This window comes from Salmonella sp. SAL4457, from assembly GCF_046548235.1.
In the GTDB taxonomy this organism is placed as follows: domain Bacteria; phylum Pseudomonadota; class Gammaproteobacteria; order Enterobacterales; family Enterobacteriaceae; genus Salmonella; species Salmonella enterica.
Map to the genome: position 1 here is coordinate 1 of NZ_JBGDZO010001406.1, position 233 is coordinate 233.

A 233-nucleotide genomic window follows, 5' to 3' on the forward strand; every position below is an offset into this window, starting at 1 on the left:
GAAGCACAGCGGGAAAAGATCGGGCGGTCCCTGGCGTGGCTGGAGGGCGACTGCATCGCCGAACTGCAGGCGCGCTTCGACATCGCCGCCATCGGCGTCGCCTGCGCCCTGGGCTATCTCGACCTGCGCCAGCCGGAGTGGGACTGGCGCGGCCGCTACCCGCGACTCGCCGCCTGGTTCGCCGAAGTCAGCCAGCGCCCGTCGATGCAGGCCACCCGCGCCTGACCCCGAGG

At 72.5% G+C, this 233-nt stretch carries 1 protein-coding gene; it reads left to right on the forward strand.

Annotation, left to right across the window (positions count from 1 at the left end; genetic code table 11):
- Window positions 1-225, forward strand: a 225-nt coding sequence (locus ACLJNW_RS28790) for a glutathione S-transferase C-terminal domain-containing protein (RefSeq protein ID WP_410962102.1), incomplete at its 5' end; no start/stop codon positions are given.
- Window positions 226-233 lie beyond the last annotated feature (8 nt).